The organism is Mesorhizobium sp. USDA 4413, from assembly GCF_056280365.1.
In genome coordinates this window covers 310,915-335,728 of sequence record NZ_JBVPRP010000001.1, presented here as the reverse complement: position 1 = coordinate 335,728, position 24,814 = coordinate 310,915, and the positions used below count along the sequence as shown (strand labels likewise).

25 protein-coding genes are annotated in these 24,814 nt (G+C 63.7%); 20 read left to right on the top strand and 5 right to left on the bottom strand.

Annotated elements, in window-relative coordinates; translation table 11 throughout:
* Nucleotide 1: 1 nt before the first annotated feature.
* Complete coding sequence (locus tag ACVMIM_RS01680) at nucleotides 2-649, bottom strand: thiamine phosphate synthase (RefSeq protein WP_476110007.1); 648 nt, start codon at nucleotides 647-649, stop codon at nucleotides 2-4.
* Nucleotides 650-1,241: 592 nt separating this feature from the next.
* On the opposite strand from ACVMIM_RS01680, the gene ACVMIM_RS01675 reads away from it, so the two are divergent.
* Both ACVMIM_RS01675 and ACVMIM_RS01670 read left to right on the top strand, forming a co-directional pair.
* Nucleotides 1,242-1,640 (top strand): GFA family protein, encoded by a 399-nt coding sequence (locus ACVMIM_RS01675; RefSeq protein ID WP_476110005.1) that lies wholly within the window; start codon nucleotides 1,242-1,244, stop codon nucleotides 1,638-1,640.
* A 157-nt stretch (nucleotides 1,641-1,797) separates the two neighbouring features.
* A complete protein-coding gene (locus tag ACVMIM_RS01670) occupies nucleotides 1,798-2,568 on the top strand; it encodes a sulfite exporter TauE/SafE family protein (protein WP_041004681.1) in 771 nt (256 codons plus the stop codon).
* 31 nt (nucleotides 2,569-2,599) lie between these two features.
* Here ACVMIM_RS01670 and ACVMIM_RS01665 read toward each other — a convergent pair whose 3' ends face one another.
* Nucleotides 2,600-3,151 (bottom strand): DUF2269 family protein, encoded by a 552-nt coding sequence (locus tag ACVMIM_RS01665; RefSeq protein WP_476110004.1) that lies wholly within the window; start codon nucleotides 3,149-3,151, stop codon nucleotides 2,600-2,602.
* 556 nt (nucleotides 3,152-3,707) lie between these two features.
* Here ACVMIM_RS01665 and rcdA point away from each other — a divergent pair.
* The 8 genes from rcdA to ACVMIM_RS01625 all read left to right on the top strand — a co-directional run bounded on the left by rcdA (nucleotide 3,708) and on the right by ACVMIM_RS01625 (nucleotide 9,726).
* Entirely contained in the window at nucleotides 3,708-4,238 is a 531-nt protein-coding gene (gene rcdA / locus ACVMIM_RS01660) for a protease adaptor protein RcdA (RefSeq protein ID WP_041004685.1), read from the top strand.
* Nucleotides 4,239-4,546: 308 nt separating this feature from the next.
* Nucleotides 4,547-5,611, top strand: coding sequence for a glycosyltransferase family 2 protein (locus tag ACVMIM_RS01655; protein WP_476110002.1), 1,065 nt, complete (start codon nucleotides 4,547-4,549; stop codon nucleotides 5,609-5,611).
* A 130-nt stretch (nucleotides 5,612-5,741) separates the two neighbouring features.
* A complete protein-coding gene (ruvC, locus tag ACVMIM_RS01650; RefSeq protein ID WP_041004689.1) occupies nucleotides 5,742-6,254 on the top strand; it encodes a crossover junction endodeoxyribonuclease RuvC in 513 nt (170 codons plus the stop codon).
* Nucleotides 6,255-6,310: 56 nt separating this feature from the next.
* The gene (locus tag ACVMIM_RS01645; protein ID WP_476110000.1) at nucleotides 6,311-6,580 is read left to right on the top strand and encodes an AbrB/MazE/SpoVT family DNA-binding domain-containing protein; all 270 of its coding nucleotides are present in this window, start codon (nucleotides 6,311-6,313) and stop codon (nucleotides 6,578-6,580) included.
* Nucleotides 6,558-6,977: a type II toxin-antitoxin system VapC family toxin gene (locus ACVMIM_RS01640; RefSeq protein ID WP_476109998.1), complete on the top strand. Its 420-nt coding sequence runs from the start codon at nucleotides 6,558-6,560 to the stop codon at nucleotides 6,975-6,977. Before ACVMIM_RS01645 ends, ACVMIM_RS01640 begins: the two co-directional genes overlap by 23 nt.
* Nucleotides 6,978-6,987: 10 nt before the next feature.
* Nucleotides 6,988-7,608, top strand: a complete 621-nt coding sequence (gene ruvA, locus ACVMIM_RS01635; protein WP_476109996.1) for a Holliday junction branch migration protein RuvA — start codon at nucleotides 6,988-6,990, stop codon at nucleotides 7,606-7,608.
* A 43-nt stretch (nucleotides 7,609-7,651) separates the two neighbouring features.
* Nucleotides 7,652-8,689, top strand: coding sequence for a Holliday junction branch migration DNA helicase RuvB (ruvB, locus tag ACVMIM_RS01630; RefSeq protein ID WP_040991683.1), 1,038 nt, complete (start codon nucleotides 7,652-7,654; stop codon nucleotides 8,687-8,689).
* A gap of 134 nt (nucleotides 8,690-8,823) precedes the next feature.
* On the top strand, nucleotides 8,824-9,726 hold the full coding sequence (locus ACVMIM_RS01625; protein WP_476109994.1) for a metallophosphoesterase: 903 nt from the start codon (nucleotides 8,824-8,826) through the stop codon (nucleotides 9,724-9,726).
* A 37-nt stretch (nucleotides 9,727-9,763) separates the two neighbouring features.
* Here ACVMIM_RS01625 and ACVMIM_RS01620 read toward each other — a convergent pair whose 3' ends face one another.
* Complete coding sequence (locus ACVMIM_RS01620) at nucleotides 9,764-11,014, bottom strand: glycoside hydrolase family 5 protein (protein ID WP_476117063.1); 1,251 nt, start codon at nucleotides 11,012-11,014, stop codon at nucleotides 9,764-9,766.
* 132 nt (nucleotides 11,015-11,146) lie between these two features.
* Here ACVMIM_RS01620 and ybgC point away from each other — a divergent pair, with 132 nt between their 5' ends.
* The 9 genes from ybgC (at nucleotide 11,147) to ftsH (ending at nucleotide 21,254) form a co-directional block, all read left to right on the top strand.
* Entirely contained in the window at nucleotides 11,147-11,617 is a 471-nt protein-coding gene (gene ybgC, locus ACVMIM_RS01615; RefSeq protein ID WP_476109992.1) for a tol-pal system-associated acyl-CoA thioesterase, read from the top strand.
* A gap of 393 nt (nucleotides 11,618-12,010) precedes the next feature.
* Nucleotides 12,011-12,721, top strand: coding sequence for a protein TolQ (gene tolQ, locus ACVMIM_RS01610; RefSeq protein WP_278051604.1), 711 nt, complete (start codon nucleotides 12,011-12,013; stop codon nucleotides 12,719-12,721).
* A gap of 10 nt (nucleotides 12,722-12,731) precedes the next feature.
* Nucleotides 12,732-13,193, top strand: a complete 462-nt coding sequence (tolR, locus tag ACVMIM_RS01605) for a protein TolR (protein ID WP_140752704.1) — start codon at nucleotides 12,732-12,734, stop codon at nucleotides 13,191-13,193.
* 9 nt (nucleotides 13,194-13,202) lie between these two features.
* Nucleotides 13,203-14,357 (top strand): energy transducer TonB family protein, encoded by a 1,155-nt coding sequence (locus ACVMIM_RS01600; protein WP_476109991.1) that lies wholly within the window; start codon nucleotides 13,203-13,205, stop codon nucleotides 14,355-14,357.
* Between the two features lie 38 nt (nucleotides 14,358-14,395).
* Nucleotides 14,396-15,709, top strand: a complete 1,314-nt coding sequence (tolB, locus tag ACVMIM_RS01595) for a Tol-Pal system beta propeller repeat protein TolB (protein ID WP_476109989.1) — start codon at nucleotides 14,396-14,398, stop codon at nucleotides 15,707-15,709.
* Nucleotides 15,710-15,963: 254 nt separating this feature from the next.
* Nucleotides 15,964-16,470 (top strand): peptidoglycan-associated lipoprotein Pal, encoded by a 507-nt coding sequence (pal, locus tag ACVMIM_RS01590; protein ID WP_476109987.1) that lies wholly within the window; start codon nucleotides 15,964-15,966, stop codon nucleotides 16,468-16,470.
* Between the two features lie 220 nt (nucleotides 16,471-16,690).
* Entirely contained in the window at nucleotides 16,691-17,848 is a 1,158-nt protein-coding gene (ybgF, locus tag ACVMIM_RS01585; protein WP_476109985.1) for a tol-pal system protein YbgF, read from the top strand.
* The gene (gene tilS / locus ACVMIM_RS01580) at nucleotides 17,842-19,215 is read left to right on the top strand and encodes a tRNA lysidine(34) synthetase TilS (protein ID WP_476109984.1); all 1,374 of its coding nucleotides are present in this window, start codon (nucleotides 17,842-17,844) and stop codon (nucleotides 19,213-19,215) included. Before ybgF ends, tilS begins: the two co-directional genes overlap by 7 nt.
* Before the next feature lie 104 nt (nucleotides 19,216-19,319).
* A complete protein-coding gene (gene ftsH, locus ACVMIM_RS01575; RefSeq protein WP_041004713.1) occupies nucleotides 19,320-21,254 on the top strand; it encodes an ATP-dependent zinc metalloprotease FtsH in 1,935 nt (644 codons plus the stop codon).
* Nucleotides 21,255-21,514: 260 nt separating this feature from the next.
* Here the strand turns inward: ftsH and ACVMIM_RS01570 are convergent, their stop codons facing one another.
* On the bottom strand, nucleotides 21,515-21,967 hold the full coding sequence (locus ACVMIM_RS01570; protein WP_041004716.1) for a hypothetical protein: 453 nt from the start codon (nucleotides 21,965-21,967) through the stop codon (nucleotides 21,515-21,517).
* A gap of 238 nt (nucleotides 21,968-22,205) precedes the next feature.
* The gene (locus ACVMIM_RS01565; RefSeq protein ID WP_476109983.1) at nucleotides 22,206-23,054 is read right to left on the bottom strand and encodes a hypothetical protein; all 849 of its coding nucleotides are present in this window, start codon (nucleotides 23,052-23,054) and stop codon (nucleotides 22,206-22,208) included.
* Between the two features lie 366 nt (nucleotides 23,055-23,420).
* Here ACVMIM_RS01565 and glmM point away from each other — a divergent pair, with 366 nt between their 5' ends.
* Nucleotides 23,421-24,773 (top strand): phosphoglucosamine mutase, encoded by a 1,353-nt coding sequence (glmM, locus tag ACVMIM_RS01560; protein WP_278051593.1) that lies wholly within the window; start codon nucleotides 23,421-23,423, stop codon nucleotides 24,771-24,773.
* The last annotated feature ends 41 nt before the right edge of the window (nucleotides 24,774-24,814 follow it).

Genomic DNA, 24,814 nt, shown 5'->3' with positions numbered 1-24,814 from the left:
GTCAGTCCTCGAAACGCGGCGCGGTTTCATCGAGCAGCGCGTTGGCGGCGGCGATCGCCGCGCGCGGGTCGCGACCGTCGGCAAAGACGGCGCTGGACAGCGCCACGAACTCGGCGCCGGTCGCGGCGACCGTCTCGACGGAAGCAAGCTCGGAGCCACCCATGACGATGCAGGGGATCGAGATCATCTCCGCCCACCATTCGCCGAGGGCGAGGTTGCGATGGTGCGGCTCCGGCTTGTTGTCATAGCCGAAGCGGCCGAAGAACATGTAGTCGGGCCGCTCCTCGCCGAGCTCAAGTGCCTCGTCGCGGGTCTTGGCGCCGCCGGCGCCGACCATCATCTTGCCGGCCAGGCGCTCGATCGTCTCGGCGAGCTCCTTGGGCTTTGCTTCGACATGGATGCCGTCGGCCTGTACGCGCCCGGCGATGCGGCTGTCACCGGCGATGATGACGGCGACGCCGGCACCTTGAGCGATCGGCACGATTCTCTCGGCAAAGGCCTGGAAGGACGCGTCATCCATGCCATTGTCGGGGAGGATCAACGAGGCGATGTCGCCACCCTCGAATGCCGCGCAGATCTGCTCCGCCGGCACGAGCGGCGGCGCGATCAGCACGATGCGGCAGCGATTGGGCGGGTTTAAATCGTTCATTGGCCTTCGATCCCGGTTTCGCCTATGCCGGGCGAAGATGGTTGCATTGCGGCATAGAGCAAAGGGAGCGGCTTGAACAGTCGGCTATGCAGCGGACGGGGACCGGTCCGCTCGATCATCGTCACGCCGGGTCTTCATGATGAGGTCGAACACGCGCCGCGGCTGCTCTATACCGAGAAATTGCGGCACCGGATCGAAAGCCGGAAACCATCCGTTCATCCGCGAGAACGGATATGGCGACGCGGAGGCTCCGAAGCGCAAAGTCCCCCTCGTCGCGGTCTCGCCGGTCAACTGAACATCGGGAACGCGTTCGAGATCGATCGAGGTGAAATTGGCCGATGGGGCGCGGCGCAGGATCAGGATGCGCCTGTTCGTGACCGCATAATATCCGCTGCCTCAACCAGGCCTCGGCCTTGCCGTCGACCTGCAGCGGGTGCACGCACAGGGCAGGACCAGGCACATGGCGCAAAACATCTACGACCGTCCCGAATTCTTCGCCGAATGTCGGGATCAGGCGCCAGTTCGGCGCTTCCTGGCGACTCCCGCAGGCCCCCTGAACTAAGCTGTCCTTGCTGCCTCAAGGAGGTTTCGCATGCGTGGTCATTGCCTATGCGGCGCTATTGCCTTTGAAGTCGACGGTCCGGCACAGGCCTGCGTGGTCTGTCATTGTGAGAGCTGCCGGCGGCAATGTTCTGCGCCGATGACTGCCTACATTGGCGTCCTGGACGGTCAATGGCGATGGCTGGGCAAGCGACCGAAGGTGTTCAACTCTTCTCCCGGTGTAGAAAGAACATTTTGCGATCACTGCGGCTCGCCGCTTTCCTTCCGCTCCAAGAACATGTCCGGTGTCATGCACTTTTATGCAGCGGCGATGGCGGAGCCGGAAAAATTTGCGCCGACGCTGCATGTCGCTTTCGAGGAGAAGCTCCCTTGGTTGAAACTCGCCGACGGCCTGCCGACACGTATCGGGCCTGACTATACGAAAGGCTAGTGTGCAGTCCCTAAGTGTGATGGGGCATCATCAGAGCTGAAATCGTCAGGATGCCCAAGGTCGGGCCGGCATAGCGGATGCGCGCATTAATGACTATCCCGGCGGCGCTGTTCTGCGCTATGGCTGGGTTCCCCGCCTTCTCAACCTTCCTTTGCCGATGTCAGGCCTGCTCAGCGATCCGTGGTTCTATGCCGCCGCCATTCCGGCGGTGATCCTTGTCGGCCTGTCGAAAGGCGGCTTCGGCGGCGCCGTCGGCTTCGTCGGTGTGCCGTTGATGGCGCTGGCCATCCCGCCGGTTCAGGCGGCCGCCATCCTGCTGCCGATCCTGTGCCTGATGGACATCGTTTCCGTGTGGACCTGGTGGGGCGTCTACGACCGCAAGATGCTGGTCGACATGATGCCGGGCGCCGTCATCGGCATCGGGCTCGGCTGGCTGACCGCGGCTCTGGTCACCGAGGAGATGGTGCGGCTGATCGTCGGCGCCGTCGCGCTCGTCTTCGTGCTGCGCTGGATCTACCTGCAGTTCCGCCACGGCGCCGATCATGCGGCGGAGCCAAACCGCGTTGCCGCCGCTTTCTGGGGCATGGTCGCCGGCTTCACCAGCTTCGTCGCCCATGTCGGCGGCCCGCCCTTCCAGGTCTATGCGCTGCCGATCCGGCTCGACCCGAAGGTGCTGTCGGGAACCGCGGCGATCTTCTTTGCCGCCACCAATGCGCTGAAACTCGTCCCGTATTTCGCGCTCGGCCAGTTCGACACCACAAACCTTACGGCCTCGGCGGTGCTGATGCCGCTGGCGCCGCTGTCGACCATCGCCGGCGCCTGGCTGGTGCGCCGCATGCGGCCGGAGATCTTCTATCCGTTCACCTACGCCACCGTCGCGGTGGTCGCCGTCAAGCTGCTGTGGGACGGCGTGGCTGGCCTGTGGTGAGGCGGCCTCGGGCCGACCTCACCACGAAGGTTCAGGCGGCGCTCGGCACCATCTGGCGGCTGCCGCCGAAGGCAAGCGCGGCGCCCAGGGCTACCACCATCGCCATGCCGGCAAGAATGCCGATGTCGTGCAGAGTGGGCTTCAGCACCATGTCGGCGATGATCACCAGCATCACCGCATAGTCGAGGCGCGCCCATCTCATCATGCGCTGGCCGATGGAGAGAACGGCGGGCGTTACGCCGTCCTTGGCGATCATCGCGCCTATGCGCTCGCCGGTCGGCTTGAAGACCAGCATGCCGATCGAGAAGGTCGTGGCATAGCCGACGAGGCCGATGACGATCCACAGCTCGGTGAAGCCCACCCAGAAGCCGCACATGACGAGGCCGAAGACCAGCGTCAGCATCGACATCGGCGCGAAGAACCTGCCGCCGAGCTCTCCGCTGGCGCGCATTGCCTGCAGCTTGTCGTCGATGCTGCCGGCGCGCTCGGCCAGCACGCCGAGCAGGAACAGCACGAAGCCGCCGCCGACCCACAAAATAGCCGAAAGGACGTGAAGGAATTTGACGATCGAATACCAATCCATGGTTTGCTCCCGGATATCCTGCCTGATTTCGAGCGGCGCGGATTTGCGCGCCGCTTCAGAGGAGCGGGCTTTTGCGCGGCGCGTGTTTCGGGCCGATGTCGCGGCAGCAGCCAATATGTTACGGCCGCCACGATCGGCGTCGAAAATCCGGGTTTCAGACGATCCCCGGCGGTGAGGCCGCTGTCCTGTTCCGGCACAGGAAAGCGCATTCGCTTAAAAAATCGCCGCCGCGTTAAGGGTTCATTAAGCTTTACGGGCGTTTACTATGCGCATCCAGTTTTGCTGGATTCTTACCGAGTGGTTGGAGCCACTTTGTTTGACGCCTCCCTGTTAAACTCCTGAGAGCCGCCTTATCCGCGGCTCTTTTTTTGTCCGCTCGCGGCCGGCTGGCGCCATCCGCTTGCGGATGGCTTGAACGAAGCCGGCGTTAACCGTTTGTTAAACATGCGCTTGCCTTCATGGGCATCGAAGCGCATTTTCAAGCCTCAGTCATTTAAGGGTGCGGCCACGTCGGCAAGGATGCCGAATCGGCTTGCGGCAGTGCAGGGGCGTATCGATGAACGAGCCTTCGAAGGGCAGCGCGAAAACCATCAAATTGGCGGAGCGCCGGGTTTTTTCCCAATCCTTCAAGCCGCTCTACCAGGAAGGCATGGGGCTGGTCGAGCAGGCCGCCGAATATCTCGATGGCAAGGGCAGGCTCGAAGCCAAGAAATTGTCGCGTACGGCGGCGACGCTCTATGCGGCCGAATCGATGCGGCTGACCACGAGGCTGATGCAGGTTGCCTCCTGGCTGCTTTTGCAGCGGGCGGCGAATTCCGGCGAGATGACGCGCGACCAGGTGGCCTCGGAGAAATCCAAGGTGCGGCTCGACACCGCGTCCGCGCATGACGAAGCGCTTGGCTGGAACGAGTTGCCCAAGGATTTTCTGGACCTCGTCACGCGTTCGCTGCGCCTGCAGTCGCTGGTGCGGCGCATGGACGAGGAAATCTACGGCGGCGTCGTCAGCGACACGCATGCCCCCAGCCGGCGGGCCAACCCGGTTTCCGACCAGATCAGCCTTTTGAACACGGCGTTCGCGCGCGGCTGACATCGCGTTCGCAACAAAGGCCGCGACGGCGGCGCGCAGGACCGGGACCGGCATATTCTCGATCGAGCCACGATTTGACGAGCCGTGGTTTTGCCGCAAGTCGAACGCCTGCGACTTTGGCCGCTCGCCGATATTGCGGCAGCCGTCATCGTAGTTGAACGCCTAGCGGGCCTTCGCGAGGAAGATCACCCTTGCCTTGAAGCGACGGGACCCTAGTTGGGGCCGTTCGCCGCAGCCGGGTCGACCCGAGCCGGTCCTGCAAGAAATCACCGTCACTGTGAACAAAGCAGATTGCGAGGCTTGATCCCGTGCATTCGCCATTGGACCGCATTCCGGTATCGATCATCATCTCCAACTACAATTACGAACAGTTCCTGGGACGCGCCATCGACAGCGCGTTGGAGCAGGACCACCGAAATGTCGAGGTCGTGGTCGTCGACGACGCCTCGACGGATGCGTCGGTGGCCGTCATCGAATCCTATGGCGACAAGATCCGTCCATGCCTCAGGCGCAGGAATGGCGGGCATGGTGCGGCCTTCAATACCGGGTTCGAGGCGAGCACGGGGGAGATCATCCTTTTCCTCGACGCCGACGATTATCTCTATCCGAACGCCGTCTCCGAGGTCCTGGACGAGTGGGACGCGGATGTCGCCCAGGCGCAATTCAGGCTGCATCTCGTCGATGAGGACCAGCATATCAAGGATGTCTTTCCGCCACCAGAACAGCCGTTCGATTCGGGCGACGTCATTCCGGAATTGCTGCGCAAGGGGCGGTACCGGACGACGGTGACTAGCGGGCTTGCATTCGACCGCGAGGCGCTGGAACCGATAATGCCCATGCCTGAAGGCGATTTCCGGCAAGGCGCCGATGGCTATCTGGCGACACTCGCGCCGCTGCACGGCGAGGTGAAATCCATCGACACCTGCCTTGGTGCCTACCGCATCCATGGCTCCAACCATTCGGTCTTTGCCGAAAAGCTTGCCGAGCGGGCGCGCTGGCGCGTAGAGCATGACTTCCGGCGCCTCGAAGCCTTGTCCGACCGGGCGGCCGAGATCGGCTTGACCGTGCCGCCGGATGCCGGCCTTCACGATCCAGTGCATCTGGAAGAGCGACTGGCTTCGCTCTGCGTCGACGAGCCCCGGCATCCGGTTGAAACCGACTCCCGGCTGGAACTGGCAAGAGCGGGCGCCACCGCCAGCCTGGAAATGAACGCATCCTGGCGGCGGCGGGCTGCCCTGGCGGCCTGGTTCCTCAGCATCGGAATCCTGCCGCGGCGCATGGGCAATGCGGTCCTGGCGTGGAAGCTGGTCGCATCGTCCAGGCCAGCATTTCTCACGCGGCTGTCGAAAACCCTCCGTCGCGTGACGAATTAGGTCCGAGATTCGGGCATGCCGACGCGCAACGTCGGCTCGATTGATTTTCGGGGTGCTCTTAGGATCGCAACCGTTTCCGGTTTGTTCACATTTCCCTGGCATCGCTTGCCGCTGAGGCTAAACTTGGCGCATGGGGGAAGCGATTCGCATCATCGGCATCGATCCGGGCCTGAGGCGCACCGGCTGGGGCATTATCGACAGCGTCGGCAATTCGCTGCGCTTCGTCGCGTCCGGCACGGTACGGTCCGACGAAAAGGAGTCGCTGGCGATAAGGCTCTGCCAGTTGCATGACGGCTTGGCCGAGGTGCTGCACCAGGCCATGCCGCATGAAGCAGCGGTCGAGCAGACTTTCGTCAACAAGGATGCGACCGCGACGCTGAAGCTCGGCCAGGCGCGCGGCATTGCCATGCTGGTGCCGGCGCGCGCCGGCCTGGTGGTTGCCGAATATGCCCCCAATGCCGTCAAGAAGGCCGTGATCGGTGTCGGCCACGGCGAGAAGAAGCAGATCCACATGATGGTCAAGGTGCTGATGCCGAAGGCCATCTTCGATACCGACGACGCCGCCGACGCTCTGGCCATCGCTATCTGCCATGCGCATCACCGTCCGAGCGCCGCCTACCGCATGGCGGCACTGGCCGGGTAGTGTTGTTCTTGACTTGTTCTCGTTTGCACCGTAAGTAATACTTTCGAGGTATTACCATGCGTGTAACCACCAAAGGGCAAGTCACGATCCCCAAACAAATAAGGGACCATCTCGGTATAGGGCCGGGTTCTGAGGTCCAGTTCGTGGCTACGGACGAGGGTGCCCGGCTTGTCGCCGTCAACGAAAACATTTCGGAGGAGGAAGCTGCCCGCAAATTCAGGAAGGTCCTCGACAAGATGGAGGGAACGCTGGATTTGGGCGGCATGACGACAGACGAGTATATGGAGTGGTTGAGGGGACCGCGTGAAAATCTCGACCTTGATTGACACAAATGTGCTCATTGACGTCTGGGGTCCGGCTGGGCCACTGACGGGATGGTCTTCGTCCGCGATTATCTCCTGCCGACGCGATGGCGCGTTGGTCATCAACAGCATCGTCTGGTCCGAGCTTGCTCCTCTGGTCGCTTCCGAAGCGATTCTGAGGAAAGCAGCCGAAAGACTCGAAATGGATCGCGAGTTTTTGCCTTGGGAAGCTGCATTCCTGGCTGGGGTGGCACATTCCCGCTATAGGCGGGCCGGCGGTGTTAGAGAGCGGACTTTGCCCGACTTCTTCATCGGCGCGCATGCAGCCGTTGCCGGGCATCGTCTGTTGACGCGCGACCCATCTCGCTACCGCGGCTATTTCCCCGATCTCGAACTCATCTCTCCGGAAACGCATCCATGAAGGCCAAGCCATGATCGGCAAGCTGAAAGGCACGCTGGACGAGATCGACGAGGATAGCTGCGTCATCGATGTGCACGGCGTCGGCTATGTCGCGCATTGCTCGGCGCGCACGCTTGCCGCGCTGCCATCGACGGGCGAGGCGGTGGTGCTGTTCATCGAGACCTATGTCCGCGAGGACATGATCCGGCTTTATGGTTTCCAGACCGGACTGGAACGCGAGTGGTTCCGCCTTCTGATGAACAATGTGCAGGGCGTCGGCGCGAAGGTGGCGCTGGCGGTGCTGTCGACGCTGGCGCCGGCCGATCTTGCCAACGCGATCGCGCTGCGCGACATCGCCATGGTTTCCCGCGCGCCCGGCGTCGGCAAGAAAGTGGCTGAGCGCATCGTCACCGAATTGCGCAGCAAGGCGCCCGCCTATGCGGGCGCGGCCACCGGCACGATCGGCCTCAAGCAGGAGCTCGGCGAAGGGGTCGCGGCCGCGCCGATCACCGATGCGGTATCGGCGCTCGTCAATCTCGGCTATTCACGCGATATCGCCGCGAACGCGGTTGCGGCGGCGCTGAAATCGGCCGGCGAGGGCGCGGATGCGTCCAAGCTGATCCGCTTCGGCCTGAAGGAATTGGCGCGGTGAGGCAACGCTTGTCCCGCCACCGGTCCTATGCAAGGAAGGCGGCATGAGCCTTTCGCCCCGCCTCATTGCCCCCGACAAGCGCGGCGAGGACGCCGACCAGACGCTGCGACCGCAGTCGCTCGACGAGTTCGTCGGCCAGGCGGCGGTGCGCGCCAATCTCAAGGTCTTCGTCGACGCGGCCAAGAGCCGCGGCGAGGCGCTCGACCATGTGCTGTTCGTCGGCCCGCCCGGGCTCGGCAAGACGACGCTGGCGCAGATCATGGCGCGCGAGCTCGGCGTCAACTTCCGCTCCACCTCCGGCCCGGTCATCGCCAAGGCCGGCGATCTCGCCGCGCTGCTCACCAATCTCGAGGAGCGCGACGTCCTCTTCATCGACGAGATCCATCGCCTCAACCCTGCGGTCGAGGAAATCCTCTATCCGGCGATGGAGGATTTCCAGCTCGACCTCATCATCGGCGAAGGGCCGGCGGCGCGCTCGGTCAAGATCGACCTTGCCCGATTCACGCTGGTCGCGGCGACGACGAGGCTCGGACTCCTGACCAATCCGTTGCGCGACCGTTTCGGCATTCCGGTGCGGCTCAATTTCTACACGGTCGAGGAGCTGGAGCAGATCGTGCGCCGCGGCGCCCGGATTCTCTCGATGCCGCTCGGCGACGACGGCGCGGTGGAGATCGCGCGGCGCGCGCGCGGCACGCCGCGCATCGCCGGCCGGCTGCTGCGCCGGGTGCGCGACTTCGCCAGCGTCGCCGGTGCCGCGCATGTCGACAGGAAGATCGCCGACGAGGCGCTGACCAGGCTGGAGGTCGACGCGCTCGGCCTCGACGCGCTCGACCGCCGGTATCTGTCGATGATCGCGCGCAATTTCGGCGGCGGCCCGGTCGGCATCGAGACGATCGCGGCCGGGCTCTCCGAGCCGCGCGACGCGATCGAGGACATCATCGAGCCCTATCTCATCCAGCAGGGCTTCATCCAGCGCACGCCGCGCGGCCGCGTCCTGACCGCCAATGCCTGGCGCCATCTCGGCCTCGACCCGCCGAAGGATATCGCCCAGCAGCAGATCAGCCTGTTCCAGGAAGAGTAACGCAGATTTGTTCGCCGTTTCGGCGGCGCAATGGCCCATCTGCGCAGAATCTGCGCGCCTTGGCCTAGCTCAGGGCGCAATTGCAGCCTTTAAGCCAGCTTACCTGATGCAATCCCGAGGGCTTGGGGCGATCCATGATCACCAGACGCGCTTTCCTGCGCCTTGTCGGCGGCTCGGCCTTTTCCCTGGTGTCGCTCGGCGCCTATGCGGTCGGCATCGAGCCGATGCTGCTGACCCATGTGAAGCGCTATGCGCTGACGCCGCCGCATTGGCCGGAAGGACTCAAGCTGCGTGTCGTGGCGCTTGCCGACATCCACGCCTGCCGGCCCTGGATGACGCCGGAACGGATCGCAGCACTTGCCGAAGAGGCCAATGCGCTGCAGCCGGACCTTATCGTTCTGCTTGGCGATTACACCGCAGGCACCAAGATCGTGACAGGTTCGGTGCGCGTGGCGGAATGGGCCGAGGCTTTGTCCGGGCTGAAGGCGCCGCTCGGCGTGCTGTCGATCCTTGGCAATCACGACTGGTGGACCGATTTCTTTGCGCAGCGCGCGGAAGCCGGCCCGACCCAGTCGCGCAAGGCGCTCGAGCATGTCGGAATCCCGGTGCTCGAAAACGATGTCGTGCGGCTGGCAAAGGACGGCCATGGTTTCTGGATCGCCGGGCTTGCCGATCAGCTCGCGCTGCTGCCGAACAAGGCCAAGGGACGCCACAGCTTCCAGGGCTTCGACGATCTCCCAGGCACCTTGGCCAAGATTCAAGGGAGCGAGCCGATCATCCTGCTCGCGCATGAGCCGGACATTTTTCCGAAAGTGCCGTGGCGAGTTTCGTTGACCTTGTCCGGGCACACGCATGGCGGGCAGGTACGGCTGTTCGGCTATTCACCGGTGGTGCCCTCGGACTATGGCAACCGCTTCGCCTATGGCCATGTCGTGGAGAACGACCGCAACCTGATCGTTTCCGGCGGGCTCGGTTTCAGCATCCTGCCGGTGCGCTTCGGCGTGCGGCCGGAGATACTCCAAATCGATCTCGGCTAAGGCGTACCGACATTCAGGTGAGGCCTTGGTTCGCTGCTTACCGAAGCGACCTGATCATATCCATCACGTCGGGTTCCGCCTTCTCGCCGTCGAACGCATCGACGATGCCGAAGGCGCCGCCATAGCTCCACACCGACCATGAAAAGCCATGCGCCTCGGCGCGGGCGATCATGTCGCGCACATAGGCGGCGCGGTATGCTGCCGGCATGACGAAGCCGTTGCCGTATTCCTTGCGGATCATGCCGAATTCGCCGAGCGTGATATCCTGCGGCTTGACGCCGTTGGCCTTCGCCCAGGCGTCGACCGTCGCGAACGGCGCATCCATCACGCCAAGCAGCTTTTCGGGGCTGTCCATCGTCGCCACCTGCTCGTCGAGATAGGCGAGCAGACCGCTCCGTCGCGCCCAGGGCGCCTCGGCCCTGATCCGGTCGCGGATCGTGTCCAGCGCCATGTCCAGCTGTGCCTTCGGAACGGCCGTCAGCGGATAGGGCAGGCCGGTGACATAGGGGATGAAGTCGCCGGCCCAGCTTGCGCCCTGATGCGTCAGAAGGAACGGATCGTAGGAGTGGAAGGCCCAGATGATGTTGTCGTCCGGGATCGCTTTCGGGTCGACCTTCGCCAGGGAGGCGGCGTTCGAATAGCAGCCGCCGGTGAGCACGAGCGTCAGCCTGGTGGCGGAAGACCGCGCGGCCGCGAACAGCTTTTTCTGGCGCTCGGGCCAAAGGCTGGTGCCGTTCGCCTCGCAATCGACCAGCGGCTCGTTCATCAGTTCCAGCGCGACCTGATTGGGGTCTTCCTTGGCCAGCATCCGCGCCATGCTGCGCACGACCTCGGCGTAGGCATCGAAGGCGGCCGGGTCGTCCATCACCTGCCCCATGCCGATCTTGCGGTTGCCGCCGGCCGGGATCAGATGCAGGTCGACGATCACCTTCAGGCCGGCGCGGTTGATCATGCGCGCCGAGTCGAGGACGCTGGCATAGAGGTCGTCGCGAAGGGCCGTGGTCCGGTCCGAAAGAAAGGGCGAGGGATCGACCGGCATGCGCAGGAAATCGAGACCGGCATCCTTGAGCGCCTTGAGATCGTTCTCCTTGAGGAATTTGCGCCACTCGGGATAGGGCAGGATCGCCTGACGCTCGCCCCATTTGTCCTCGGCCGGCCAGGTCACCCACTGGTCGAGATTGAGGCCGCGTTTCATCGAGAACGTCGCTGCCCCAGCCGGCAATGCCAACGCGCCGAGCGCAAGCAGCGCCGCCATCAAGGTCTTGATCATAGTGCCCAACAGTGCGATCCCGTTCCCGCGCGAGAAACAGTGCGTGTCGCCGAAAAGTGTGCAGCGGTTTTTGGGACAACGACACGCACAGAAAAATGCCTAAAGCCCGCAGGCTTTAGGTGCCTGTTCAGGCCAGAAAAGGAAAGCGCGATGGATGATCGTGGTGAATCGGCGGCGCTCAGCGCCGGGCTTTCCGGAGCGCTGACGGATTTCGGGCACCGGCTGATGGCCAGGGTGTACTATGCCGACACCGATTTCTCCGGCGTCGTCTATCATGCGCGCTATCTCGAATTCCTCGAACGCGGCCGCTCCGACTATCTGAGGCTGACCGGCGTCCATCATACCGAGCTGCTGGACGGCAAGCATGGCGAGCGCATCGTGTGGGTGGTCCGGCGCATGGAGATCGACTTCCGCTCGCCGGCGCGCATGGACGACATCCTCACCATCGATACGCGCACCGACGATATTTCCGGCGCCCGCATCTTCATGGGCCAGCAATTGAAACGCGGCGGCGATGTGCTGGTCGAGGCGAAAGTCGAAGCGGCGATCGTCGGCGAAAGCGGCCGCCCAAAGCGTTTCCCGAAAGAGTGGATTGCCGCTTTTATGCCCAAGGGGCATTGATATTCAGGTGAGGCCGGCCTGCAAATGGCGGCTTCCTGCGCTTCCGGTGCTCACGTACTTCAAGTACGCTCCGCTCCGGTTCTCGGAAACCACCATTTTCGACTCGGCCTGACCTGAATCTCAACGCCCCTCGACGCCAGCGCCTCGGCACGATGCGCGGCAATGCGCCGCGCCTTACGTCCTAACCCATCCTTAACCATAACGGTTCATGAAGGATTTGGTGAAGATTGGCGCAATTCCTGCGCCTTCCTTTCACCAATATTTGCCTCGAAAAGGCCGCGAAACGGTGCATTCGGGGCTTATCCCGCAAGCTTCAAGCTTCGCGCGATCGGACCAAAGGGATGCCATGGGCCAGCCGCCAGCGATGCCCGGAAAATCTTAAGGACTTAAGTCATGGAAAACATCGCACTCGCCGATCCGGCAGCGCATCTGTCGATCTGGGCCTTGTTCATGCAGGCCGGCTGGGTGGTCAAGCTGGTGATGATCGGCCTGCTTTGCGCCTCCATCTGGACCTGGGCGATCATCATCGACAAGCTCGTCGCCTATAGCCGGATGAAGTTGGCACTGAACCGCTTCGAACAGGTCTTCTGGTCCGGGCAATCGCTTGAGGAACTCTACCGCACGCTGGCCGACCGCAAGACGACCGGCATGGGCGCGATCTTCGTCGCCGCCATGCGCGAATGGAAGAAGAGCTTTGAAAAGGGCGCGAAATCGCCGCTGGCGCTGCAGACGCGCATCGACAAGGCCATGGACCTGGCATTGACGCGCGAGATGGAACGGCTGGAGGGACGGCTCGGATTTCTTGCCACCACCGGCTCGGCCGCGCCCTTCATCGGCCTGTTCGGCACCGTCATCGGCATCATGACGTCGTTCCAGGCGATCGCCGCCTCGAAAAACACCAGTCTCTCGGTGGTGGCGCCCGGTATCGCGGAAGCGCTGCTCGCGACCGCGATCGGCCTTCTCGCGGCCATTCCGGCGGTCATCGCCTATAACAAGCTGTCATCGGATGCGAACAAGCTCGCGGTGCGCATGGAAGGGTTCTCGGACGAGTTCTCCGCCATACTCTCGCGCCAAATCGATGAAAAAGTAGCCCAGAAGGCCTGAGGAACGATCAATGGGGATGTCTGCTGCTGGCGCAGGTGGCACGGGGCGAGGCGGGCGTGGCCATAGGCGCCGCGGCCGTCACCATGCCTTGATGTCCGAAATCAACGTCACGCCGATGGTCGACGTGATGCTGGTGCTTTTGATCATCTTCATGGTCGCGGCGCCTCTGCTCACCGTCGGGGTTCCGATCGACCTGCCGGACACGCAGGCCAAGGCGATGAATGTCGACACGCAGCCGATCACCGTGTCGATCAACGCCGCCGGCCAGATCTATCTGCAGGAAACCGAGATCCCGATCGAGGAGCTGGTGGCGAAACTGCAGGCGATTTCCAAGACCGGCTATGACGAGCGCATCTTCATCCGCGGCGACAAGTCGACGGATTACGGCACCGCTATGAAGGTCATGGCCCGCATTTCGGCGGCGGGCTACAAGAATATCGGCCTGGTCTCGCTGCAGGAACAGGATCAGTAGGCGCGCCAGATGCGGACCGGTCTCACCTCTTCGGTGATCTTGCATGCGGTGGCGCTGGCCTTCGGGCTGTTCACGCTGTCGTCGCCGCCGGCCATGCCGGCCTCCGACGTGGAGTCGGTGGCAGTCGACATCGTGCCGATGGAAGCCATCGCGCAGACGCTGCAGGGCGACAAGAAGGCGGTCATGCATGACAAGCCGGCGCCTGTTCCGACGAAGCGCCCGGATGTCGTTCCCAACGCTCAGAAAGTCGGCGAGAACACCGTCGATACCGACAAGCCGGTGACGGACGAAGCCAAGCCGAAGCCGGTCGAGAAGACGGCGGCGCCGCCGCCGGCGCCGACGCCGACCGAGAAGCCCGCGGTCGAGGACGTGCCGAAGCCGCATGAGAAGCCGAAGCCGACGCCTGCGACGGAAGTCGCGCCGGCACCGACGCCGAAGGAAGAGGTCAAGCCCGAGCCGGTCAAGCAGACGGAGCCGAAGCCGACGCCGGCCAAGGAACCGAAGCCCGCGCCGCAGCCGGACAAGACCGCGGCCATCCAGAAAGAAGAAATCAAGCCCGACGCGGTGGCCGAGGCGATCTCGCAGGATCAGCCGACGGAGGAAGCAAAGCTTCCGGATTCCGCGCCGGCGCCGGAAGCGCGGCCGAAGCCGCAGCCGGCGCAGGCCGAGAGCGCCAAGGCGCCGGATCGTAAGGATGCGGAAAAGCCGGTGAAGGAAGCCTCTTCCAAGAAGAAATCGGACGAGAAGCAGTTCAACGCCGACGAGATAACGGCTCTGCTCGACAAGCAGAAGCCCTCCGGCGGCGGCGCCAAGCGCTCGACCCAGCAGGCTTCGCTCGGCGGCGAAAAGGATCAGGGCCAGAAGCTCTCCAGGTCGGAGCAAGGGGCGCTGGAGGACCAGCTCGGTGGGTGCTGGACCCTACCCGTCGGCCTCGAAGGCTCCGAGAACTTCACCGTGGTCGTCCGCTTCAACCTGAATGCCTCCGGCAAGCTGGAGGGCCGCCCGATCGTCGAGAAGTCCAGCGGCAACCCCCAGTTCGACGCCAGCGCGGTTCGCGCCGTGCAGAAATGCGATGTCGCCGGGCTGCAGGTTCCCGCCGGAAAGCAAGACATCTGGTCTGACATTCGCGTCAACTTCGATCCGAGAGCGATGCTTGGCCTGTAGCCTGAGCGTCCAAAAATCAGCAAGAGAAGCGAGAAGACATGAAATCCATCCTCAAGCCGCTCCTGATGGTCGCCGCGATGGCGATGGGCATAAGTTCCGTCGCGATCTTGCCTGCCCAGGCAACTCTCGAGCTGAACGTCAACAAAGGCAATGTCGAGCCGATGCCGATCGCCATCCCTGACTTCCAGGGGGGACTTGGGCCGCAGATATCGGAGATCGTCACAGCCGATCTGAAACGGTCGGGACTGTTCGCGCCGATCGACAAGGCCGCCTTTGTCGAAAAGATCACCAATCCGGATGCCACGCCCCGTTTTGACGACTGGAAGGTGATCAACGCGCAGGCGCTGGTCACCGGCAGCGTGAGCAAGGAGGCGGACGGCCGCATCCGCGCCCAGTACCGCCTGTGGGATATTTTCGGCAACCAGCAGCTGGCCGGCGAGCAGTTTTTCGCCAACGACGCCAATCAGCGCCGTGTCGCGCACATCATCGCCGATGCGATCTATGAGAAGATCACCGGCGAAAAAGGCTATTTCGATACGCGCGTCGTCTTCGTCGACGAATCCGGCGCCAAGAACGCGCGCAAGAAGCGCCTCGCCATCATGGACCAGGACGGCGCCAATGTGCGCTACCTGTCGGACGGCCGCTCGATCGTGCTGACGCCGCGCTTCTCGCCGAACCGGCAGGAAATCACCTACATGTCCTATGAAAGCGGACAGCCGAAGGTCTACCTGCTGCAGATCGAGACCGGCCAGCGCGAGCTGGTCGGCAATTTCCCGGGCATGACGTTCGCGCCGCGCTTTTCGCCCGACGGCCAGAAGGTGATTATGAGCCTGCTGCGCGACGACGGCAATTCCAACATCTTCGCCATGGACCTGAGGAGCCGCTCGACGACGCGGCTGACCGACTCGACCGCGATCGACACCTCGCCCTCCTATTCGCCGGACGGCTCGCAGATCGTCTTCACCTCCGACCGTGGCGGTGGCAGCGGCCGCTCGCAGATCTATGTCATGGGCGCGGACGGCTCCAGCCCGCACCGCATCTCCTTCGGCGACGGCGTCTATTCGACGCCGGTTTGGTCGCCGCGCGGCGACCTCATCGCCTTCACCAAGCAGAGCGGCGGCGAATTCCAGATCGGCGTCATGAAGACCGACGGCTCGGGCGAGCGCATCCTGTCCTCCGGCTTCCAGCAGGAAGGCCCGACCTGGGCGCCGAACGGTCGCGTCTTGATGTTCTTCCGCGACTCCGCCGGCGGCCCGAAGCTGGTCTCGGTCGATCTCACCGGCCGCAACGAGCAGCAGATCCCGACGGCAAATTACGCTTCCGACCCGGCTTGGTCGCCGCTTCTCGAGTAGGGGATCGAAAAAGGGGAATTGAAGAACTGATGAAGGCGGGGCCCAAAATCCCGCTTTCCCCACCTTGGTCGCGTTTTGGCCGCATTTCTGCCTACGGTCCGCACGCAATCCCGCCCTTGGTAAATGCGTGGGCAAAACGGCCGCGGACGGCGGCTCGAAACCAAAAATTAACCCTGTTTCTTGAACGGTGGTTAACCCAAACGTGGTTACTGGGTGATCAACGAAATCACTCATATGCGAAGGAGAGAGGCGGCATGGGCCGTATCGCAGCACTTACCAGAAATCCGGCGATGATCGCGCTGGTGGCGATTCTCGCCATCACCGGTTGCGCCTCGAAGAAGACCCCGAACAGCGCGGCCGAGCTCGGCCTCAACGGTGCAGGCGCAGCCACCCCCGGTTCGGCGCAGGACTTCACCGTCAATATCGGCGACCGCATCTTCTTCGACACCGATTCCTCGTCGATCCGCGCCGATGCCCAGACCACGCTGTCGCGTCAGGCGCAGTGGCTCAACCAGTATCGTCAGTACGCGATCGTCATCGAAGGCCACGCCGACGAGCGCGGCACGCGCGAGTACAATCTGGCGCTGGGCGCACGCCGCGCCGCCGCCACGCGCGACTTCCTGATCTCCAAGGGCGTCTCTGCCAGCCGCCTGAAGACCATCTCTTACGGCAAGGAACGTCCGGTCGCGGTCTGCGACGACATCTCCTGCTGGTCGCAGAACCGTCGCGCCGTCACCACGCTGTCCGGCGCCGGCTCCTAAGGGCCGGGTCCCGCGGCCGCCGCCTTGGCACGACGCCAGGCGACAAAAATACAACATCGCAAAAATCAAAGGCGGCCTCAGGGCCGCCTTTTTCATTTGCAACATCCGGAAACAAAATTTGGCCGAAGTCTCGCGTCCTGCTATGAGCGCGAGGGCGCTTGCTCCCCCTGTTTGATTTGGAAAGGCGCATCAGGCCAACACACCCACCGCGAGAGACAGAATGCATTTCAGAACGGTCCTGAGCGGCACGCTTGCGCTGCTGCTCGTATCAAGCCTTCCAAGCCTTGCCGCGTCGGACAGCGCCGGGCGGGCTTCCGACAGCGGCTTCACCTTCCATCTGCCGACACTCGGCATCTTCGGCGACAAGAAGAAGCCGGAGCAGGCGCAGATCGCGCAAGATAACAGCGGTGGCATGACCGGCCTGGAAGACCAGCTGCGCCAGTTGAACGGCAAGGTCGAAGAGCTCAATTTCCAGATCCTGCAGATGCAGGAACAGATCCGCAAGCAGCAGGAAGACAACGAATTCCGCTTTCAGCAGCTCGAGGGCGGCGCGCAAGGCGGCGCCAAGCCGGCCGGACAGAAGAAATCGGAGGCCGCGCCCCAGGACGGAAACAGCAACGGTGGCAACACCAATATCGGCGACGCCGGCACCGGAGACCCCGGCGCCGGGGACGCTGCAACCGACAACAGCGTCGCCCAGGCCCCGGCGACGCAGGCGCCGGCCGACGCAGGCGGGCAAAATAGCGGCGGCAAGACAGTCGGCGACGTCATCGTGGAATCGCAGACCGGCGACCCCGGCAAGCTGATCACCGGCGCGCCGCCCAAGAATTTCGGCACCATCACCGTCGACAAGAACGGCAATGTGGTCAATGCCGAGTCCAACCCGCAGGCCAGCGCGCCAGCGCAGGCTCCGATGGCAAACGCACCTTCCGCCGAGACGCCGGCAAGGAAGAACAAGGCTGGCGGCACCGAAGTCGCGGCCCTGCCGTCGACCAACAATCCCGACGAGCTCTACCGCAATTCCTACCAGTTCATCCTCTCGGGCGATTACCCGACCGCCGAGCAGGGCTTTCGCGACCACATTTCGCGCTTCCCCAAGGACGCCAAGGCGGCGGACGCGCATTATTGGCTGGGCGAGTCTCTGCTCGGTCAGCAGAAATACCGCGATGCGGCCGAAGTCTTCCTCGCCGCCAGCAAGGACTATCCGAAGGCCAAGAAGGCGCCCGACATGCTGCTCAAGCTCGGCGTTTCGCTGGTCGGCCTGAAGCAGAACGACGTCGCCTGCGCCACCTTCAACGAGATCGGCAAGCGCTATCCCGACGTTTCCGGCGCGCTCAAGGAGCGCATCAAGCAGGAAAAGGCGCTGGCGTCGTGCTGACGCCCGATACCGAAGCTTACCTCTCAGACCGCCTTTTCTCAGACCTGGACTTTTCGAGCGGCGCCGTTGCAGCCGTGTCCGGCGGCAGCGACTCGACCGCCCTTCTTCTCCTCCTCAAGGATCACCTCGACCGGACCGCATCGGGCGCCAGGCTGCTCGCGGTGACGGTCGATCACGGCTTGAGGCCGGACTCGGGCGTCGAGGCGCGGCAGGTCGCCAAATTCTGCGCCGAGCGCGGCATCGCGCATCGCATTCTCGCCTGGCGCGGCGACAAGCCTGCCACCGGCCTGCCGGCCGCCGCGCGCGAAGCGCGCTACAGGCTGCTTGCGCAGGCAGCCGATGCCGAACATATCAAGCTGATCCTGACCGGCCACACCGCCGACGACCAGGCCGAGACGGTGCTGATGCGGCAGGCGCGCGACGATGACGGCCGCGGCCTCGCCGGCATGGCGCCCGCCACGCTGCACGACTGGCGGACATGGATCGTCCGGCCGCTGCTCGGCACAAAGCGGGCGGCGCTGCGCGACATGCTGCGCCATCGCGATATTGGCTGGATCGAGGACCCGACCAATGTCGATGCCCGGTTCGAGCGGCCGCGCGTGCGGGCGAAGCTTGCGCAGGGCGAAGGCGAACGGCGCATCGCGGAAGCGTTGGCGCGGTCGCGCCAGGCGGCTCGCGAACGCCAGGACATCGGTCGCCGCGCCGCCATGCTCATCGGCGCCTTTGCCGACCGACCAGGTCCGGGTCTCATCCGTCTCGAGCGCGATTTCGCCGGGCATGAGGACAGCGAGGCGGCTGTCTATGCGTTGCGCATCCTTTTGGCTGCTGTCGGCGGCCTGTCCTTTCTCGCCGACGAGGCGCGCTGTGCCGCGCTGTTTTCCCGTCTGCAACTGGGATCGCTTTGCGCTACATTGTCGCGGACCGTGGTCGATGTGCGCCGCACCGGCATTTTCCTGCACCGCGAAAACCGCAACCTGCCCGCCGCCGCGCCGCCGGACAACCAGCTTTGGGACAACCGCCGCCGCATCACTTTGAAAGACGGACCGGGCGATTTGGTGATCGCGCCGCTGGGGTCCTCCGCCGCCAGGCAAGCATCCTTGAGCGAGGATGTGCCGCAAAGCCTCTCGCGCGCGGCGCTGGCCGCGGAGCCCGCATTATGGCGCGGCGCCGAACACCTTGATTTTACAGGCGATGATGCCAGCTCGCCGGCGATCTCGATGCTTCCGGTGGTGGCTCCTTTCGCGCGCTTCCTGCCGTCCTTCGATCTCGCGCCCGCCATCGCCATGGCGGCGCTTGTCGGCGCACCGCCGCCGCCGGCGTGGCCATTCCTCGGCCATGATGGCGGCCGAGGGTGGGCGAAAGCTTAACCGATACATGCTGTTCTGCTTGGCAAGGGGAGGCGCTCTCCCTATGTTAGGCCCAAGCTCCTCCATCATCGCGGGTCCGCGCGCGGACCCCAACGGGACAATAGATGAATCCGAATTATCGTAACCTCGCGCTCTGGGCGATCATAGCCGTCCTGCTCATCGCCCTGTTCAATCTGTTTCAGACGCCCCAGACGCGCGGTGCCACGACGGATATCGCCTATTCGCAGTTCCTGCAGGATGTCGCCTCCGGACGGGTCAAGAGCGTGACCATCGCCGGCGCCCGCATCTACGGCAACTACACGGACAACGCCAACGGCTTCCAGACCTATTCGCCGGGCGACCCGTCGCTGGTCTCGAGGCTGCAGGACAAGAACGTCACCATCACTGCCAAGCCCGAAACCGACGGTTCCAATTCGCTGTTCGGCTACCTGATCTCGTGGCTGCCGATGATCCTGATCCTCGGCGTGTGGATATTCTTCATGCGCCAGATGCAATCCGGTTCCGGCCGCGCCATGGGTTTCGGCAAGTCGAAGGCCAAGCTACTCACGGAAGCGCATGGCCGCGTCACCTTCCAGGATGTCGCCGGCGTCGACGAGGCCAAGGAGGATCTGGAGGAGATCGTCGAGTTCCTGCGCGATCCGCAGAAGTTCCAGCGCCTCGGCGGCAAGATCCCGCGCGGCGTGCTCTTGGTCGGTCCGCCCGGCACCGGCAAGACGCTGCTCGCCCGCTCGGTGGCCGGCGAGGCCAACGTGCCGTTCTTCACCATTTCCGGCTCGGACTTCGTCGAGATGTTCGTCGGCGTCGGCGCATCCCGCGTGCGCGACATGTTCGACCAGGCGAAGAAGAACGCGCCCTGCATCATCTTCATCGACGAAATCGACGCGGTCGGCCGCCATCGCGGCGCCGGCCTCGGCGGCGGCAATGACGAGCGCGAGCAGACGCTGAACCAGCTGCTGGTCGAGATGGACGGCTTCGAATCCAACGAGTCGATCATCCTGATCGCCGCCACCAACCGGCCCGACGTGCTCGACCCGGCGCTGCTGAGACCCGGCCGTTTCGACCGCCAGGTCGTGGTGCCAAACCCCGACATCGTCGGCCGCGAGAAGATCCTCAAGGTGCATGTGCGCAACGTGCCGCTGGCGCCCAATGTCGACCTCAAGGTCATCGCGCGCGGCACGCCCGGCTTCTCCGGCGCCGACCTGATGAACCTCGTCAACGAATCCGCGCTGATGGCGGCGCGTCGCAACAAGCGGCTCGTCACCATGGCCGAGTTCGAGGACGCCAAGGACAAGATCATGATGGGCGCGGAGCGCCGCTCGTCGGCGATGACGCAGGCCGAGAAGGAGCTGACCGCCTATCACGAGGCCGGCCACGCCATCCTGGCGCTCAACGTGCCGACAGCCGATCCGCTGCACAAGGCGACCATCATCCCGCGCGGCCGCGCGCTCGGCATGGTCATGCAGCTGCCCGAAGGCGACCGCTATTCGATGAGCTACAAATACATGATCTCGAGGCTCGCGATCATGATGGGTGGCCGCGTCGCCGAGGAGTTCAAGTTCGGCAAGGAAAACATCACCTCGGGCGCCTCCTCCGACATCGAGCAGGCGACGAAGCTTGCGCGCGCGATGGTTACGCGCTGGGGTTTCTCCGACAAGCTCGGCCATGTCGCCTATGGCGACAACCAGGAAGAAGTCTTCCTCGGCCATTCGGTGGCGCGCCAGCAGAACATTTCGGAAGAGACGGCGCAGATCATCGACGCCGAGGTGCGGCGGCTTATCGACGACGCCTATTCGACCGCGAAGTCGGTGCTGACCAAGAAGAAGAAGGACTGGATCGCGTTGGCCGAAGGGCTGCTCGAATACGAGACGCTGTCTGGCGACGAGATCAAGCAGCTGATCGCCGGACATAAGCCCGCCCGCGATCTCGGCGACGACACCCCGCCCAGCCGCGGCTCGGCCGTGCCGAAGGCCGGCACGGGCGGCCGCCGCAAGAAAGGCCCCGAGCCAGAAGGCGGCATGGAGCCGCAGCCGCAAAGCTGAGGGTTGGCAATCGCTGCAAACAAACGTCGCGGATCAAACCGCGGCGTTTTCGTTTGGAGTATCCAGGCCGGCTGCCGCCTTACCAACGTGTCGATCGGCGAAAGTCGGCGTGAGGGCCGATGTCCCCCACGAGGGCGGAGATTGGCAGCTTCGCCGACCGCGCTTCCTTGCAGCGCGGATGTCCCCTGAAGCCACCCCCAAACAAAAACCCGCGCACCTTGCGATGCGCGGGGCCTTTTCGGGAAGATGTGATTAAAAGGTCAGCTCTTCAGCTTGGCATTGCAGAGGCTGTAGTAACCGCCGCCCTTCTGGATCCAGCGAAGGCCGTTCAACGTACCCGCCTCCTTGTTTTCGTGGTAACCCTGCAGGCAGGTCTTCATCCGGGCCTTCGCGGGCGTTTCGGTCTTGAACTCTGCGGCGAGGGTAGTCGGGAATGTCACGCCCGCCGGCGCTACAGTGGGAACGACCGCCGCGCTGGTTTCCTTTTTCTGCTGCTCCGCGGTTTTGACAGTATCCGCGCTGTCACTCTCTGCGGCGGACGTCGCGCATTTCTCCTTGCGGAAAGCGGCCCAGTCCATGCCGTCCAGAGTGCCGCCTTCCTTGGCTGCCCGATAGGTCTCGCCGCATTCCTTCATCGTCAGTGCGCTCGCAGGCGCGGCGTTCCAAGCGACCAATACTGTCGCAGCCAATGCCGCCAATTTCAAACTGAACATAAGACCCTCCTGATTGATGGTAAGTTCAACGGCTTTTTGTATACTGTTTGTTCCCTGTATGTTCAAATGGAATCTTTGCGGACTACCGATAAGGCTGGCGATGGCGGTGTGGGCGAATCGATGACGCCGACAGTTCCCCCGATATGCAGATCCTAGCCAGGCCGCGGGCTCTTCGCCTGCAACAAAAAGCCCGCACATCTTGCGATGCGCGGGCTTTTTTCTTCGAATAATTAGGCGATCAGCTCTTCAGCTTGGCATTGCAGAGGCTGTAGAAGCCGCCACCCTTCTGGATCCACTTCAGGCCGTTCAGCGTGTTGGCGTCCTTGTTGGCATAGTACTGCTCGAGGCAGGTGTGCATGCGACCCTTGGCCGGCGTCTCGTTGGCGAATTTAGGCGAGATGGCGGTCGGGAAGGTGACGCCCTTCGGAGCGGCCACAGTCGGCTTGGCCGGTTCCTTCGTGAAAGTCGCCTCGGTCGGAGCAGGCACGGTTTCGTCATCGGCGGCGCTGGCGCCGCACTCGGCCTTGCGGAAGTCGTTCCACTTCATGCCGTTTAGCTTGTTGGCGGTCTTCGCGGCCTGATACTTGGTGCTGCACTCGGCCATGGTCAGGCCCTTGCCGCCGTCGGCAGCGGCGGTCGAGGTCTGGGTCGTGGTGGCCGGGGCGGCGGCAGCCGCGGCGGTTGCGCCAGGACCGCACTCGGCCTTGCGGAAGTCGTTCCACTTCATGCCGTTGAGCGTGCCGGCGGATTTTGCAGCCTGATATTTGGCGCTGCATTCCTTGGAGCTCAGGCCCTTGGCTGCATCGTCGGCAGCGGCGGCCGTCTTTGCCTTCTTGGTGTCGGCGGCCTTCGTATCGGTCGCCGCCTTGGTGTCGGTGGCCGCTTTAGTGTCGGTCGCGGCGGAAGCATCGCTGCCGCACTGCGCCTTGCGGAACTGGTTCCAGGTCTGGCCACCGAGCGTTCCCGCGTCCTTGGCCGCGTTATACTTGGTGCTGCACTCGGCCATGGTCAGCGCGTTGGCCGGCGCCGCCATGAACAAGGTTGCGACGGCGAGACCCGTCAAAGCTGCAAGTCTATGAATAAGCATGGCGTTTTCTCCCTTGCTGCCGCCATTAAGTGTCCCTATGCCAAATCAATAGCTCTCAATGTCCGGTTGCGCCAGATGCTTCGAGCGCGGGACCCGTCACAAAGTATGTTGCTCCCGATGGGATGATGAATTGCTTACCGGATCGCCGCGAGCCAGGCCTGCCGGTGGATAGGGCGCCGAAAAGCCTTGCGCGCGCAGGTCTAGAGCCGGCAGGCCGAAGGTGGTGATAGGCTGCCGAATCACTTGCACCGCCAGCGACAATGTTTTTCTAAGGATTGGTAATATATAATCACGAAATTTGATGATCGGACGCAGCTCAATTGTGGCAATACGGGCGGCTGAAAAACCGACGGGGACTGTAGGCACATGGCAGGTCAGTATTTCGGCACGGACGGTATCCGCGGACGCGCCAACAAATTTCCGATGACGGCCGAGGTCGCCATGCGCGTCGGCATGGCCGCCGGGCTCTCGTTCCAGCGCGGCAATCATCGTCACCGGGTCGTGCTTGGCAAGGACACGCGGCTTTCCGGCTACATGATCGAGAACGCTATGGTCGCGGGCCTGTGCGCCGCCGGCATGGACGTGTTCCTGCTCGGCCCGATCCCGACGCCCGCCGTCGCCATGCTGGTGCGCTCGCTGCGCGCCGACATCGGGGTGATGATCTCAGCCTCGCACAATCCCTATTACGACAACGGCATCAAGCTGTTCGGTCCCGACGGCTACAAGCTCTCCGACGAGATCGAGGAGCGCATCGAAGGCATGCTCGAGAAGGACATCGAGCTGGCGCTCGCCGATTCCGACGGGCTCGGCCGGGCAAAACGCGTCGACGGCGTGCATGACCGCTATATCGAATTCGCCAAGCGCACGCTGCCGCGTTCAATGTCGCTTTCGGGCCTGAGGATCGTCGTCGACTGCGCGAACGGCGCGTCCTACAAGGTGGCGCCCGAGGCGCTGTGGGAACTCGGCGCCGAGGTGGTGGCGATCAATGTCGAGCCGAACGGCTTCAACATCAACAAGGAGTGCGGCTCGACCCATCCGGCCGGCCTGCAGAAGAAGGTGCACGAGGTGCGCGCCGACATCGGCATCGCGCTCGACGGCGACGCCGACCGCGTCGTCATCGTCGACGAGAACGGAGCGATCGTCGACGGCGACCAGATCATGGCGCTGATCGCCGAATCCTGGCACCAGAGCGGCCGCCTGGCCGGCGGCGGCGTCGTTTCCACCGTGATGTCCAATCTTGGCCTGGAACGTTTCCTCGGCGGCATGAAGCTGCAGCTCCATCGCACCAAGGTCGGCGACCGCTATGTGGTCGAACATATGCGTGCGCATGGCCTGAACGTCGGCGGCGAGCAGTCCGGCCACATCGTGCTTTCCGATTTCTCGACGACCGGCGATGGCCTGGTCTCCGCCCTGCAGGTGCTGGCCTGCATCAAGCGGCAGAACCGCCCGGTCAGCGAGCTGTCGAAGAAGTTCGAGCCGGTGCCGCAGCTTTTGAAGAATGTCCGCATCTCGGGCGGCAAGCCGCTGGAGGAAGCATCGGTCAAGGCGGCGATCGAGGAAGGACGCAACCGGCTCGGCACGTCCGGGCGTCTCGTCATCCGGCCTTCCGGCACCGAGCCGCTCATCCGCGTCATGGCCGAGGGCGACGATCCGCAACTGGTCGAAGCGGTTGTCAACGACATCGTCGGCATCCTCCAGGAGACCCGCAGCGCCGCCTGAACCCGGTCGCGCGCAGGCTCCTCTAAATCCGCAAGCCCGCC

Coding starts and splice junctions, on each gene's coding strand:
- ACVMIM_RS01680 (WP_476110007.1), bottom strand. CDS start 649: ATGAACGATTTAAACCCGCCCAATCGCTGCCGCATCGTGCTGATCGCG.
- ACVMIM_RS01675 (WP_476110005.1), top strand. CDS start 1,242: ATGCGTGGTCATTGCCTATGCGGCGCTATTGCCTTTGAAGTCGACGGT.
- ACVMIM_RS01670 (WP_041004681.1), top strand. CDS start 1,798: ATGTCAGGCCTGCTCAGCGATCCGTGGTTCTATGCCGCCGCCATTCCG.
- ACVMIM_RS01665 (WP_476110004.1), bottom strand. CDS start 3,151: ATGGATTGGTATTCGATCGTCAAATTCCTTCACGTCCTTTCGGCTATT.
- rcdA (WP_041004685.1), top strand. CDS start 3,708: ATGAACGAGCCTTCGAAGGGCAGCGCGAAAACCATCAAATTGGCGGAG.
- ruvC (WP_041004689.1), top strand. CDS start 5,742: ATGGGGGAAGCGATTCGCATCATCGGCATCGATCCGGGCCTGAGGCGC.
- ACVMIM_RS01645 (WP_476110000.1), top strand. CDS start 6,311: ATGCGTGTAACCACCAAAGGGCAAGTCACGATCCCCAAACAAATAAGG.
- ruvA (WP_476109996.1), top strand. CDS start 6,988: ATGATCGGCAAGCTGAAAGGCACGCTGGACGAGATCGACGAGGATAGC.
- ruvB (WP_040991683.1), top strand. CDS start 7,652: ATGAGCCTTTCGCCCCGCCTCATTGCCCCCGACAAGCGCGGCGAGGAC.
- ACVMIM_RS01625 (WP_476109994.1), top strand. CDS start 8,824: ATGATCACCAGACGCGCTTTCCTGCGCCTTGTCGGCGGCTCGGCCTTT.
- ybgC (WP_476109992.1), top strand. CDS start 11,147: ATGGATGATCGTGGTGAATCGGCGGCGCTCAGCGCCGGGCTTTCCGGA.
- tolQ (WP_278051604.1), top strand. CDS start 12,011: ATGGAAAACATCGCACTCGCCGATCCGGCAGCGCATCTGTCGATCTGG.
- tolR (WP_140752704.1), top strand. CDS start 12,732: ATGGGGATGTCTGCTGCTGGCGCAGGTGGCACGGGGCGAGGCGGGCGT.
- ACVMIM_RS01600 (WP_476109991.1), top strand. CDS start 13,203: ATGCGGACCGGTCTCACCTCTTCGGTGATCTTGCATGCGGTGGCGCTG.
- tolB (WP_476109989.1), top strand. CDS start 14,396: ATGAAATCCATCCTCAAGCCGCTCCTGATGGTCGCCGCGATGGCGATG.
- pal (WP_476109987.1), top strand. CDS start 15,964: ATGGGCCGTATCGCAGCACTTACCAGAAATCCGGCGATGATCGCGCTG.
- ybgF (WP_476109985.1), top strand. CDS start 16,691: ATGCATTTCAGAACGGTCCTGAGCGGCACGCTTGCGCTGCTGCTCGTA.
- ftsH (WP_041004713.1), top strand. CDS start 19,320: ATGAATCCGAATTATCGTAACCTCGCGCTCTGGGCGATCATAGCCGTC.
- ACVMIM_RS01570 (WP_041004716.1), bottom strand. CDS start 21,967: ATGTTCAGTTTGAAATTGGCGGCATTGGCTGCGACAGTATTGGTCGCT.
- ACVMIM_RS01565 (WP_476109983.1), bottom strand. CDS start 23,054: ATGCTTATTCATAGACTTGCAGCTTTGACGGGTCTCGCCGTCGCAACC.
- glmM (WP_278051593.1), top strand. CDS start 23,421: ATGGCAGGTCAGTATTTCGGCACGGACGGTATCCGCGGACGCGCCAAC.